We start from the raw sequence: 13480 nt of genomic DNA on the forward strand, positions 1-13480 counted from the left end.
TTATGCCTGTCGCGCCTGTGCAGGCCGCCTCCGCTTTTCTTTACATATGAATAGCTTTACCCTCTACTGCCAGTGCGGCTTCGCCCATTACTTCGGATAAGGAAGGATGTGGGTGGATTGTACTTGCTACTTCCCATGGGGTTGCGTCAAGTACCATTGCAAGCCCTGCTTCAGATATTAAATCTGTAACATGTGCGCCGATCATATGAACACCAAGAATATCATCTGTTTTCTTATCAGCAATAATTTTTACGAAGCCATCTGAATTACCGTTGACGAGTGCTTTTCCAATTGCCATGAACGGGAATTTCCCAACTTTGACATCGAAGCCTTGCTCTTTTGCTTGTTGTTCGGTAATACCGACACTGGAAGCTTCAGGGCTTGAGTAGATACAACGGGAAATTTTTGTGTAATCGATTGGTTCATTTTTTTGATTGGCAATATGCTCTACAGCTACGATTCCTTCATGTGAAGCAACATGTGCTAATTGAAGCCCGCCGATTACATCTCCAATCGCATAAATATGATGTTCTTTTGTTTGGAATGTCGGTCTTGTTTTGATATATCCTTTTTCAATTTCAATTTCCGTATTATCCATGCCGATTCCCTCGACATTTGCTTGTCGTCCAACGGATACGAGCATTTTTTCAGCTGTGTATTCTGTTGGTCCGCCTTTTAATTCGGCTGAAATTGTTACAGAGTCTTCCTTTTTAACAAGTGATTCCGGCATTACTTTAGCACTTGTCACAAAAGTGATTCCTTTTTTGGTCAATAGTTTTTTCATTTCTTTAGAAATGTCTTCATCTTCAGTCGGGATAATACGATCGGCATATTCAAGCACTGTGACCTCGACGCCGAAATCATTCAGCATAGATGCCCACTCGATTCCGATTACACCGCCACCAACGATGATGATTGATTTAGGTAATGTCTCCATAGACAATGCACCGTCTGAAGACATTACTTGTTTTTCGTCAATTTCCAAACCTGGTAACGTACGTGGACGGGATCCGGTTGCGATGATTAAATTTTTTAAAATAAGCATCTCGTTTTCTTCGCCGTTATTCATCTCCACAGAAATCGTTCCTGGCATAGGAGAGAAAATAGAGGGTCCGAGCATTCTTCCAAGTCCTTCGTAGACATCGATTTTCCCTTTTTTCATAAGTGCAGTAACGCCTGCGTGTAGCTGTTTGACCACGCCTTCTTTACGTGCTTGCACACGGCTGAAATCGAGTGTAACACCTGTTGTATCAACGCCAAAGTCAGCTGCCTTATTTTTTGCCGTATCGAATACTTCAGCACTTTTCAGCAAAGCCTTACTTGGAATACATCCTTTATGAAGACATGTTCCACCAAGTTCTCCTTTTTCGACAAGTGCTGTTTTAAGTCCTAGTTGTGCCGCGCGGATAGCTGCAACATAGCCGCCTGTCCCGCCGCCTAGTATTACTAAATCATATTCCTGTGCCATAGAAATGGCCTCCTTCATAACGACCCGTCAAGACGGGTAGATTTTAGCTGTCTCTTCCCCAGAAAGGACACGATTCGCGCCTTCCGCAAGAGCTTGCAGTTCATCTTCGCCAGGGTAGACGATAATATCAGCAATCCAGTCAACTTTTGACGAAATCGATTCGATGAATTCTTTGCCGTAAGCCAGTCCGCCCGTTAGGATAATTGCGTCCACTTTCCCACACAAAACCGCGGCTGAACTACCAATTTCTTTCGCAACTTGATAAGCCATCGCATCATAGATCAGTTTAGCTTGCTTATCGCCTGTTGCAATTCGTTTTTCTACTTTAACGGCGTCATTCGTTCCAAGATAACCGACAAGTCCACCATGACCAACCAGTTTTTTCATCACTTCATCACGGAAATGCTCCCCTGAAAAACAAAGTTCGACAAGGTCTCCCGCTGGTACTGTTCCTGCTCTTTCCGGGCTAAAAGGTCCATCACCGTGAAGTCCATTATTTACATCGATTACTTTTCCATATTCATGAACGCCGACTGTAATTCCGCCGCCCAAATGTGTAACGATTAGCTTAAGATCTTCATACTTTTTGCCGATTTGTTTAGCATACCGCCTTGCCACCGCTTTTTGGTTTAATGCATGAAAGATTGATTTTCGATCAATTAATGCAAAACCCGAAATCCGTGCAAGCGGCGCTAATTCATCAACAACTACGGGATCGACTATAAAAGCCGGGATATTGAGTGTGGTAGCAATTTCTTTTGCAAGTATTGCACCCAGATTGGAAGCGTGTTGCCCTGCATAGCCTTTTTTCAAATCAATGATCATTGCTTCATTGACCGTGTAAGTGCCACCTTCAATCGGGCGGAGTAAACCGCCTCGACCGCAGACAGCATCAAGTTCCTGTATGTTGATATCTTCATTTGAAAGCGCGTTTAGTATGCCGTCTTTTCGATATGCATACTGATCGATGATGGAAGGATACTGTTCGATTTCTTCAGTAGAATGTCGGAGTGTATTCTCCATCAACAGATTTCCGCCATCATAGACGCCAATTTTTGTCGATGTGGATCCTGGATTAATCACCAAGATTCGAAATGATTGTGCGCACACACGAGATCCTCCTTCCATCTCACCATCGATTAACTTTCACGAATGGAACCGTATTTTATAAAGCCTGATTATCTTTTTGAAAGAACACTTTTTTCATTTTGCAAGAATGTGCTACGTGTTTTAGCAACGCGCGCAATACGTTCTTCAGCCAACCGATCGGCTGCAACATATGTTGGGATGCCATCGCGTTTAGAAATTGCGAAAATTTTCTCGATTGTACCGTAGATACCTTCTACACGTTTAATAGCGCGTTCACGGTTATAACCATCAAGTTCATCTGCTACGTTAATAACGCCACCTGAATTGATAACATAGTCTGGTGCGTAGACGATTCCAAGTTCATGGATTTTGTCGCCGTGTGCAGGGTCTTTCAATTGGTTGTTCGCAGAACCTGCGATTACTTTCGCTTTCAATTGTGGAATTGTTTCATCATTGATAACAGCACCAAGCGCACATGGAGCGAAAATATCCGCTTCTTGTGAGTAGATTTCATCGATACCAACCGCTTTTGCACCAAAGTCATCTACTGCACGCTGTACAGATTCTTTGTTAATATCCGTAACAATCAGTTTTGCGCCTTCTTCATGTAGATGTTTGCATAGTGTGTAGGCAACGTTACCAACGCCTTGAACTGCAATGACTTTACCTTCAAGAGAATCAGTACCGAAAGCTTCTTTTGCCGCAGCTTTCATCCCTACATAAATGCCGTAAGCAGTGATAGGTGATGGATTGCCTGAAGAACCAAATTCAGCTGATACCCCAGTTACATAATTTGTTTCTAGGTGAATCAAGTCCATATCTTCTTCTGTTGTACCCACATCTTCAGCAGTTATGTAGCGACCGTTCAAACCTTCAATAAAGCGACCGAAAGCGCGGAACATTTCATCGTTTTTATCTGTTTTAGGGTTACCGATGATGACAGTTTTTCCACCGCCAAGGTTTAAGCCCGCAGCAGCATTTTTGTAAGTCATTCCTTTGGCAAGACGAAGTGCATCTTCTAGCGCATCTTCTTCACTTGCATATGTCCACATGCGTGTTCCACCAAGTGCTGGGCCAAGCGTTGTATCATGAATTGCGATGATTGCTTTTAGACCTGAATTTTTGTCCTGGCAAAGTACGATTTGTTCATAATCAGCAGATTCCATATATTTGAATAGTTCCATTGTTGTATTCCTCCTAGGGGTTATGTTCAATTTTGACTTTCATGATTACTTCAATTTCATTTTCTTATAGATAGAATAGCAAGTGCTAACGAATACAATTTACTTTCGGCACTGTCCGCTCTTGAAGTAAGAACAATTGGCGCTTTAGAACCTTGAACGATGGCACCGACTTTTGCATTCGCAAAATACATAAGTGATTTGTACAAAATATTGCCCGCTTCGATGTTCGGAACGACAAGCACATCCGCCTTACCCGCCGTTATGCTTGTGATACCCTTTTGTGCAGCGGATTTTGTAGAAATTGCATTATCCAGTGCAAGCGGGCCATCGACAATACAATCCGTAAGTTGTCCACGCTGATTCATTGCAACAAGTGAAGCAGCATCGATTGTGGGTGCCATAGCAGAATTCACTGTTTCCACCGCTGCAAGGGGCGCAACAATTGGCGTAGGTACACCACAGGCATGAGCGGTCGCGACAGCATTACGTATGATCTGCGCTTTTGCATCAAGGTCAGGAGCAATATTCATCGCAGCATCCGTGATGAAAAGCAGCCTATCAAACCCGGGGACTTCAAATGCAGCGACATGGGAAAGTATTTTTCCTGTTCGAAGACCATATTCACTATTTAAAACGGCTTTCAATATAACGGATGTCGGTAAGTTCCCTTTCATCAACACTTGCGCTTGCCCGCTTGAAACCGCTTTCACAGCATTGGACGCAGAGTCTACTTGACTGGAAGAATGATAGATTCGTACGTTTTCTTCACCAGCAAGATGTGGGAATTGCTTTTCGATTAGTTCAACCAGAAGTGTTTCATCGTCAAACAAGATAAATGAGGCGATACCTTTGGCAATCGAATTGCTGATTGCTTCAAGTACTTCAACATCGCCAGCTGATGCGACAGCGACAACTGGATTAAGTTCAAGTGCAGCCTTCTCAATAAGTGAATCGAGTGTAGCCATTGTTCTTCCTCCTTTACTGAACCGTTAGATGAGACTAAATTTCTCAAGTTTATAATAAAGGGATCGAAGCGAAATACCTAGCCTTGTAGCTGTTAATGATTTATTTCCTTTGTTTTCTCGTAGTGCTGTTTCAAGAATCGTCTTTTCGTGCCCATCCATAATAGATGCTAACGTGCTTTTTTCCGGAAGAATCTGTTCTTCAGCTTCGTTTCCATCCGAATACAGAGATTTTATAATGTCTTCCAGTCCAAGAACCATTTCACTTGATCCCATATAAATCATGGCGCGACTGATTACATTTTCAAGTTCGCGTACATTTCCCGCCCATTCATAATCCATAAGCCGATCCAATGCTTCGCGAGTGATTCTTTTCACATTCATACCGAACTCCTGATTCAATTTCACAAGTAAATGCTCGATTATAAAAGGAATATCTTTTTTCCGGGAACGGAGCGGTGTAATATGAATGGCTATCCGGTTTAAGAAGTAATACAATTCTTCGTTGAACCGTCCTTCGTTCATTGCTTTTTCTAATTTCTTGGAAGTTGCAGTGATAATACGGACGGATAACTGAATCGGTTGCGCACTCCCTATGTTATAAAGGATACCCTCTTTCAAAAAAACGAGCAGCTTTTCTTGAGAGTCTAATGGTAAATCCGTAATTTCATCAAGAAATAAAGTGCCTTGCTCCGATTCCTCAAGAAGTCCTTGTTTTCGCTGTCCACTTTGAGAAGTGCTTTCGACACTACCAAATAGCGTAGTTTCCAATCTGTTAGGATCCATAGCAGCACAATTAACACGGATGAACTTATTGAAACGTCTTTCACTGGAACTGTGAATGGCATGTGCGAAAAGCTCTTTCCCCACCCCCGTTTCTCCTCGTAAAAGGACGGGTAAATTAGATTTCGCGGCAAGCTTCGCCTGATCAACCGCAATTTCAATATCAGGGGAAACTCCGAAAATATCATCAAACGTATAGGTCGATTCAAGTTTACGGATAATCGTACGTGCTTGGTCAAGCTCTTTCATCAGGTTTCGCATCTCAGTTATGTCATGAATGACACCAACGCTTCCTTTCACCTGATGATCGACAATAATTGGTGCGACATTAACGATTACTTCCCGGTTGTTCTCACCAATCCGCATATTCACACCACGAACTGGCTTCCGCGATTTCAACACTTGCATATGAATGCTTTCACCTTCAGAAATGTCCGCATTTGCAGGTTTGCCAATCACTTCATTTTCGGTAAGTCCTGTGATTCGAGTATAGGCGGGATTCACCAAAATCCCGTTGCCCATGTCGTCGACCACCGAAATCGCATCATCACTTGAATGGATTATCGCCTCAAGCATTGTCTTCACTTTGTTTAAATCTGTAATTTCTTCGGCAAGCGCAAGAACACCTGTAATATCTTTAAATACAGCGAATGCACCGACTATATTGCCTACATGATCGAACAGCGGATAGCGGGATGTTACAATTTCCATTCCGTTACCTAAGATGAGTTCTCGATTGAGTTCCTGTTTTCTAGCTAAGAACACGCGTGGTAGCTCAGTTGAGGGAATGACCTCGGTAATGGGTTTGCCAATTGCCTCAGTAATGGGTACTCCTGTCATTCTCGAAGCGCTTTTGTTGAAGAAATTAACATTCCCCTCATGATTAATACCAATCATGCCTTCTTCGACCGAATCAAAAATCATCCGCTGTTTATGCATTTCAACACGAATCCGCTTAATGTATGTATCATTCTCCTTCAAAAGCTTTACAAGGAGATTTGCAACAGATCCGGGTATAAGCAGCGTGTGATTAGGTCTTGCAGCAAGCAATTCGGCAAATACCGATTCCTTGCCAGTTACATCAAAAATGATATGAACATCTGTTGTTAAATAATTTTTCCAGTCTATGCCGTAAGCAATCCCGATTTCTTTTGCATGGATGATTCCGGGAGCTTCTTCATCTGTATCGATGATAGCCAACACATTCATGAAATCTAAGTTTTGGAGAAGGTCCAGTAAGATAGAACCGCCTGTCCCTGCTCCCACAATGAGAACATTTTGCAATGATATTCATTCTCCTCTTTTGGATAATGCAATCTTTTGCAATAACAACTTAATCATACATCATTGCAGTCATCTTGACAATATAACTGAAGCAGGTAAAATAATATTCAGTAAGGAGTTGTTTGATATGGCCCGTCTCGCGGCTTTCATCGTTCTGCTGATTCCTGGAATCGCTGCAGCACTTGGCATAAAACTTATGCGCGATGCCATTTTCGGAGTATTATTTAATCCGTTTCCATACATATGGGTTCAGTTTTTCATCGGTCTACTCTTGTTCATCGCAGGGCTTTGGTTCTTTGCCGGATTTTTACTGCGTCGTGATCGAAGAAAAGGGCGCGTGCAAGCACGGAGAAAAAACTAACAAAAGACCAAGACAATTAGCTGTCTTGGTCTTTTTCTCTGTCTTCGAAACGGTTTGGATAATCAGTGATCCAACCGTCAATGAACGGAGGCGGATTGAAAGTGATTGCTTCTTTTCCCGTTACCGCGTACACGCGGACTATTTTGCCTGATTCAATAAGTTTACTTTGAAAGGGTTCAACTAGTAACTTTTTATGCAGATGAAAACCATCAGCACATGAATACTGCTCAAGATGTTCCCAATCAGTACTTTTTTTGCGGACTAACAAAGCTGTTTCCATTTCGGGATTGCACTCTTTCACTTTCTCGAGTAGATGGTAATCGAATGAAGAGATATGTACATTTTTTAAGCGAGAAATACTAGAGAGTATATCGACAACAGATTCAGGCCGATCAGAAACTGTCTCTTTCAATTCAACATTGAGAGCCATCCCATATTCTTCACAAAATAATACAACTTCGTTTAATAACGGAATACTGTGTCCTTTGAACAATCGACTATACTTTTTACCGATGCGAACTGTAGACATTTCCACGCCCGTCATTTCTGCAATATTCATCCGCAAACCAGCCACTCTATTCAAATCGGGATCATGAATTACATAACTGATGCCATCTTCAGTTACTTGTACATCTATTTCAATACCATCCGCACCTTGTTCGTAAGCCTTTATAAACGCTTGCATTGTATTTTCAAAATAAGCAGCCGATGCACCACGATGTGCGTAAACAGGTAGTTTAGACATTCAGTACATCATCCACAATCCTGAATAGCCCTCTTGCTGTTTGCTGAAGAGTAGTTGACCTACTGCCGATTTGAATAATTGTCCCCGGATACGCCTCTTTCGTTACTTCGATTTGCGGCGGTTTTGCACTTTTAATTTCCATTAGCTTCAGTTGAATATCCCTATCAAGCTCCATAATCATTTCATTGCTTATTTCAATTGTTTCCATTATCTTCGCGTATGCTTCTTCTTGTTGACTGGTACCTCCAACCGCGTCTTTATCGAATTGAGACGTATGTTGTTCCAATTTCTCCACGACATTTTGCCTCTCCTTTAATTCTTTAGCCATTTCTTGAATTTCTAGATATAGCGCATCTTTATCGGTTCCCTTTGCACAAAGATTGGTCATACGTTCGTGACTGTTTCCGGCAATCGCACTCTCTATGCTAACTACTACCTCAATTCGCCCGCCGATGATCTTTCCTGCATGTTTATCAACAAATACATTAGTTGCGATTATATCAGTGCCAAGAAGGTACAGACCCACATGTATATCTTCGCCATACAATTTACAGTTATTTGCATGTTTAATAAAAATGTCACCTTGCGCCTCGACGATTGTCGTGTTTCCGCCAAAAATGCCGCCCTTTATATAAATATCGCCCTCTTTAGATTGAAGCATTTTAGCATTTGTAATCCCTTCACTACCTTCAACAGCGATGTCCCCACTTGCAACGACGGAATAGCCTGCGAGGACCGTGCCATAAATCGTCACAGCACCTTCAAACGTAATAGATCCGGTTTCCGGTCCAACATCTCCATTAATCACTAAGTGTTTTACAACGCTTAGGACCCCTTCTTTATATACGAGAGCACCATCATGTGCTGCACGGAGTACAATTTTATCTAATTCCTGTTCTTCAATAACTGATTTACGGTCATAGACTAGGCGAACATCATCTCCAGCTACAGCTGGAACTCTATTTCCGTACACATCAGAACCATCAATTCCGGCTTGTGAAGGGATTTTCTCACCAAGCCAATCCCCCTGTTTCACCTGCGTGACAAAGTTCATTTCATAATGATTTGCGGAGCCATCTTCTTGTATAACTGGTTTGCGTTCAGGAATCACGATATACGTAATTTCTGCATCCACCCCTTTTTGTGGGGTACTTCCTAGAGCTGCAATGATTGGCTCACCGGGTGTGTATTCGTTATTTTTAATCGGGATCCTTCCATAACTGACACCTGTTTCATGTAATACTAATTCCGCTTGTTCTAGAATAGACTTTCTATTTTCTTCAAACTCATCTTTTGTGGTATTAATAAACAATTGGGCCATCATACCGTCTGCTGATACCATGACCTCGATTCTTGGTACCCATGTTCCAATGATATGATTCTCGTCTAAACCGGCAAGCGCCTTCGTTAAGATGGGAAATGAACTAATCTTTAGGCGGGGATAAGCCCTGGTGATTAAATTGAATGATTTTAGTGGGAAACCAATCTTTTTTGAATGAAGTATCACGTTGTTTTCCTGAATAAAAATGTCGAAAAAGTCATTCTGGATGAGCAATAGTTATCACCTTACCTCTCTTCTCTATTATAAGACAATCCATCCTGATTAGTTAGGCGATTCGATAAGTTCTGTCTCAAATTAACAATTTCACTTTCAACTCAAAAAGGTAAAAATACCCTTCGCACGACTATCCTAATTGCGCGAAAGGTATTTTTTGTATTCAAAACCTATTCTAATTTAACTAGCCATATGCTCAAGGCGTAATTTATCTGCAATCATTGCGATGAATTCACTGTTCGTTGGTTTGCTTTTTAAATGGTGGACCGTATAGCCGAACATTTTAGAAATCACATCATAATTCCCTCTATTCCATGCAACTTCAATTGCATGACGTATGGCACGTTCAACGCGCGATGGAGTTGTATTATATTTCTTTGCAATCTCAGGATAGAGAACCTTTGTTACAGATCCAAGGAGGTCGACATCGGTATACACCATTTGAATTGCCTCTCTCAAGAAAGCGTAGCCTTTAATATGCGCAGGTACCCCGATCTCTTTAATAATTGAAGTAATCGTTGTATCAAGGACTTTTTGACTTATAATACCAGGTTCAGCTATCATCACCGAATCTTGATGACTGTTCGATTTGGCTGGTTTCAAAGTACCGGCTACTTGGAAAATCTGATTAGCCAACCGATCAAATTCAAATGGCTTTAACATGAAATAAGAAGCGCCAAGACTTGCAGCTTGAGTCATTACATCTTCTTGACCAAAAGCTGTCAGCATAATTATATGCAAGTTCGTATTTTCGTCATTACTCGTAAGCGTCTCAAGTACTGCAATTCCATCAAGATGCGGCATGATAATATCTAATAGAAGAACATCCGGCTTTTTTTCCTCCAACATCGATAAGCAGACCTTACCATTATGTGCAGTCCAAAGAATTTCAATCTCAGTGTGTTGTTCAAAATAAGCCACCATTGTTTTCACAAGTTCTTTATTATCGTCAGCAATCGCTATTTTCAATTTCCCCATTCTCATTTCCCCCTTGGTTTTTATGTTAGTTATTATCTTCTTTACACGTAAAAGCACTCTTTCTCGCACTAATGAAAATTTCGACATTAAACATGATAACCCTTTTTATAAAGCAGAAAATGAATCTTCAGACATATGATTTCATCCCATTTCGACAAATACCATTGATATCTTCAAACTTGTCGAATCAGTTATCATAAGTTTACCATTAGACAAAAAAAGAGCCAACCTAAAATTTCAGGTTGGCTCTCTTCCTCATTCTTCACCTTCACGCATCATTTCCAAAAAGAGAGCAGCTCCCTTTTCAGGTTCATCGACAAACATATGCGTGACAGCGCCCGCAAACATGCCATCTTGGATAACAGGACTTCCACTCATTCCTTGCAGAATTCCCCCTGTCTTTTTAAGAAGGGCGGTATCTGTAAGGACAAAATGGAATTGATCTTTTTCAACCTTTGTAATTTCAATAGCAAAAGTTTCGACTTTCGTTCCTTTTATTGTCGTAAGAATTTCAGCTTTTCCTACTTTTACTTGGGTTGGGTGCATAATCTCAAGTGGTTCAGCTAACACTTTCTTATAAGCGCTGTTCCAAGTGCCGAAAATGCCGTAAACACTATTCGTTTGGATTGTTCCTAAGAAGTCTCCATCGTCTACAATTGTAGAGATTTTATAACCTGGAGAGCCCGGAGTACTCTTTTTAATTTGTCCAATTTCAGAAAGATGAATCGTTCCGTCTGTGAATAGGGGTGGTGATTTTAAAGCACTGTCGATAATTTGATGCCCGAGTGCTCCATAAATCCCTTTATCGGGATCGACATACGTTAATGTGCCTGTCCCTTCTGTCCGATCTTTGAGGAATGGAATGAGACGTTTCATCGCTTCCCCATCTGCTTTGATACGACTTGAATCTCCATTCCGCAACACCTGTAGTTCAATTTCCTTTTCGTCAGTCATCGTAGACAATGTTTTTTCAAAATCGGGTAATGTTTTAATCGATTTATCGCCTACTTGTTCAATCAGGTCACCTGCCTTTAACCAATTATCCTTGCTAATCATGACATCATTTGTTATAAACACGCCCGTTAACTCCATTTTAATGCCGATTGAATGACCCATCGGGATTAAATAGTCGCTTTTTGCAAATGCTGGATTCACAATTAGCGGTGTAAAAAGAAACAAGATACAAAACGACACGACTAATTTAAATTGTCTACTCCATTCCATATTTCACCTCCTTACTTGTGATACTGTTGGTATGTCCGTTAAGAAGGATGTTATGAGAGGGTAAATAAAGCAAAAAAGAAAAACGGCTTGATAAACGTTGAAAAACGTACACAATTGACTATGTACGTTTGTTTTTTATCTAAAGTTTTTTTTTCGTTCATGTGCCAGGTTAAGTAGTTCTTCTGCATGTTTTAATGTAAGCGGCGTAATTTCTGCGCCCGATAACATTCTGGATAGTTCGTCTGTTCTATCGGATTGAATGACATCGTGGATTGCAGTTCTTGTTCGATCACCTTGCACTTCTTTTTTAATGAGGTAATGATAATCCGCCATCGCTGCAACTTGTGGTAAGTGCGATATGCAGAGCACTTGCGAATGGGTAGCAATCATTGCTATCTTTTCAGCGATTGCTTGCGCCACCCTTCCACTCACCCCTGTATCGACTTCGTCAAAAATAAGTGACGTAACACCTTGATGTTTTGAAAAGATTGTTTTAAGTGCTAACATCACGCGGGAAAGTTCCCCACCTGAAGCAACTTTCACAAGAGGTTTCAACGGTTCCCCTACATTCGTCGAAATAAGAAATGAAACGTCATCAAAACCATTGGAATCGAAAATTCCGGTCGCCTTCTGCTTAATATCGACTTTAAAAGAAGCTTTGCCCATATGAAGTTGTTGAAGTTGTTCCATAATGGCGTCTTCCAATTGTATAGAGACCTCTTGTCGTATTATGGAGAGTTCGCCAGCTTCGATTTCCAAATCTTTTAAAAGGCTGGCAAGTCTTGCTTGTTCGGCGGATAAACGGTCATCCCTACTCAGTAAATTGTCGAGTTCATCTGCAATCTTATCACGATAGATAAGAATATCCTCAACGGTTTTACCGTATTTTCTTTTTAGAGAAATATGTAATGCCAATCGTTCTTCGACAATGTCAAGCCTCGCTGGATCGAATTCCATTTCATCCAATACATTTTTTAGTTCGTAAGCCGTTTCTTGCAAGGAATAGAAACTTGTTGCAATTATTTCTGCATGTGGTTTCATGTTTTTATCCACAGATGCTGCATCCTCAATGTCACTCATAGCAGATCCAACCCAATCCAGCGCATGTGTATCACCACTAATCGATTCGTAAGCATTATTCAAACGCTCAAATAACCGATTGAAATTTTGAAGCTTCTGCTTTTCATCCTCAAGCTCGTCCTCTTCCCCGATAATGAGAGCAGCTGCATTGATTTCTTTTAGTTGAAATGAATATAAATCGATACGTTGAGCAATTTGTTGTTCGTTTTCATTGGCGGTTTCGAGCTTTCGTTTCAACCTTTTGTAATGTCCATAAAGATCAGTATAGTTATGATGCGCGTTCGCTAGTCTTTCTCCTGCAAATTGATCGAGTAAATGAATATGTGTTCTTTCATGCATCAGTTCCTGATTTTCATGTTGCCCATGAATATCGATAAGATGTGAACCGATTTCTCTCATAATAGCAATCGTGACAAGCTTTCCATTGACACGGCAGACCGTTTTTCCATTCGAATTCAAATCCCGCCGTAATATGACAACGCCATCTTCTATTTCTATATCAAAGTCTGCCAGTTTACTGAAGACAGGGTTTTGTGGTTCATCAATTATGAACATGCCCTCCAGCTCGGCCTTTTTTTCTCCATGGCGGATGAATTCCTGGGATCCTCTACCGCCTACTAGAAGAGTAACAGCATCAATGATAATTGATTTACCCGCCCCGGTCTCTCCTGTTAGTACAGTGAGACCTTCGTTGAAAGTGACTTCCAGTTTTTCAATAATTGCAAAGTTTTTTATAGAGATTTCGCTTAACAATTGCTGTCACCTCT

Annotated in this window: 11 protein-coding genes; 1 reads left to right on the forward strand and 10 read right to left on the reverse strand. The window is 41.1% G+C overall.

The window, feature by feature from the left end:
• Positions 1–40 precede the first annotated feature (40 nt).
• The 5 genes from lpdA to FILTAD_RS13110 are packed head-to-tail and all read right to left on the reverse strand — an operon-like array spanning position 41 to position 6770.
• Positions 41–1468 carry a dihydrolipoyl dehydrogenase gene (gene lpdA, locus FILTAD_RS13090; protein WP_124071420.1) on the reverse strand — a complete coding sequence of 476 codons (1428 nt, stop codon included), beginning with the start codon at positions 1466–1468 and terminating at the stop codon, positions 41–43.
• Between the two features lie 27 nt (positions 1469–1495).
• Complete coding sequence (gene buk, locus FILTAD_RS13095; protein WP_203229719.1) at positions 1496–2596, reverse strand: butyrate kinase; 1101 nt, start codon at positions 2594–2596, stop codon at positions 1496–1498.
• Positions 2597–2646: 50 nt separating this feature from the next.
• On the reverse strand, positions 2647–3741 hold the full coding sequence (gene bcd / locus FILTAD_RS13100; protein ID WP_124071422.1) for a branched-chain amino acid dehydrogenase: 1095 nt from the start codon (positions 3739–3741) through the stop codon (positions 2647–2649).
• 56 nt (positions 3742–3797) lie between these two features.
• Positions 3798–4706: a phosphate butyryltransferase gene (yqiS, locus tag FILTAD_RS13105; protein WP_124071423.1), complete on the reverse strand. Its 909-nt coding sequence runs from the start codon at positions 4704–4706 to the stop codon at positions 3798–3800.
• 24 nt (positions 4707–4730) lie between these two features.
• Complete coding sequence (locus tag FILTAD_RS13110) at positions 4731–6770, reverse strand: sigma 54-interacting transcriptional regulator (protein WP_124071424.1); 2040 nt, start codon at positions 6768–6770, stop codon at positions 4731–4733.
• 127 nt (positions 6771–6897) lie between these two features.
• On the opposite strand from FILTAD_RS13110, the gene FILTAD_RS13115 reads away from it, so the two are divergent.
• Complete coding sequence (locus FILTAD_RS13115; RefSeq protein WP_124071425.1) at positions 6898–7131, forward strand: DUF2627 domain-containing protein; 234 nt, start codon at positions 6898–6900, stop codon at positions 7129–7131.
• 16 nt (positions 7132–7147) lie between these two features.
• Here FILTAD_RS13115 and FILTAD_RS13120 read toward each other — a convergent pair whose 3' ends face one another.
• The 5 genes from FILTAD_RS13120 to recN all read right to left on the reverse strand — a co-directional run bounded on the left by FILTAD_RS13120 (position 7148) and on the right by recN (position 13466).
• Positions 7148–7876: a glycerophosphodiester phosphodiesterase gene (locus tag FILTAD_RS13120; RefSeq protein ID WP_124071426.1), complete on the reverse strand. Its 729-nt coding sequence runs from the start codon at positions 7874–7876 to the stop codon at positions 7148–7150.
• Positions 7869–9431 (reverse strand): flagellar assembly protein A, encoded by a 1563-nt coding sequence (locus FILTAD_RS13125; RefSeq protein WP_124071427.1) that lies wholly within the window; start codon positions 9429–9431, stop codon positions 7869–7871. Before FILTAD_RS13125 ends, FILTAD_RS13120 begins: the two co-directional genes overlap by 8 nt.
• A 180-nt stretch (positions 9432–9611) precedes the next feature.
• Positions 9612–10409, reverse strand: coding sequence for a sporulation transcription factor Spo0A (gene spo0A / locus FILTAD_RS13130; protein WP_124071428.1), 798 nt, complete (start codon positions 10407–10409; stop codon positions 9612–9614).
• Between the two features lie 255 nt (positions 10410–10664).
• Entirely contained in the window at positions 10665–11633 is a 969-nt protein-coding gene (locus FILTAD_RS13135) for a SpoIVB peptidase S55 domain-containing protein (RefSeq protein ID WP_124071429.1), read from the reverse strand.
• 135 nt (positions 11634–11768) lie between these two features.
• Positions 11769–13466: a DNA repair protein RecN gene (recN, locus tag FILTAD_RS13140; RefSeq protein ID WP_124071430.1), complete on the reverse strand. Its 1698-nt coding sequence runs from the start codon at positions 13464–13466 to the stop codon at positions 11769–11771.
• Between the last annotated feature and the right edge of the window lie 14 nt (positions 13467–13480).

This window comes from Filibacter tadaridae (genome assembly GCF_900609045.1).
Lineage (GTDB): Bacteria > Bacillota > Bacilli > Bacillales_A > Planococcaceae > Sporosarcina > Sporosarcina tadaridae.

Excerpts from the sequence above, each read along its gene's own strand:
- FILTAD_RS13120 (WP_124071426.1), bottom strand. The coding sequence starts at position 7,876 with ATGTCTAAACTACCTGTTTACGCACATCGTGGTGCATCGGCTGCTTAT.
- buk (WP_203229719.1), bottom strand. The coding sequence starts at position 2,596 with ATGGAAGGAGGATCTCGTGTGTGCGCACAATCATTTCGAATCTTGGTG.
- FILTAD_RS13115 (WP_124071425.1), top strand. The coding sequence starts at position 6,898 with ATGGCCCGTCTCGCGGCTTTCATCGTTCTGCTGATTCCTGGAATCGCT.
- lpdA (WP_124071420.1), bottom strand. The coding sequence starts at position 1,468 with ATGGCACAGGAATATGATTTAGTAATACTAGGCGGCGGGACAGGCGGC.
- FILTAD_RS13135 (WP_124071429.1), bottom strand. The coding sequence starts at position 11,633 with ATGGAATGGAGTAGACAATTTAAATTAGTCGTGTCGTTTTGTATCTTG.
- bcd (WP_124071422.1), bottom strand. The coding sequence starts at position 3,741 with ATGGAACTATTCAAATATATGGAATCTGCTGATTATGAACAAATCGTA.
- spo0A (WP_124071428.1), bottom strand. The coding sequence starts at position 10,409 with ATGGGGAAATTGAAAATAGCGATTGCTGACGATAATAAAGAACTTGTG.
- yqiS (WP_124071423.1), bottom strand. The coding sequence starts at position 4,706 with ATGGCTACACTCGATTCACTTATTGAGAAGGCTGCACTTGAACTTAAT.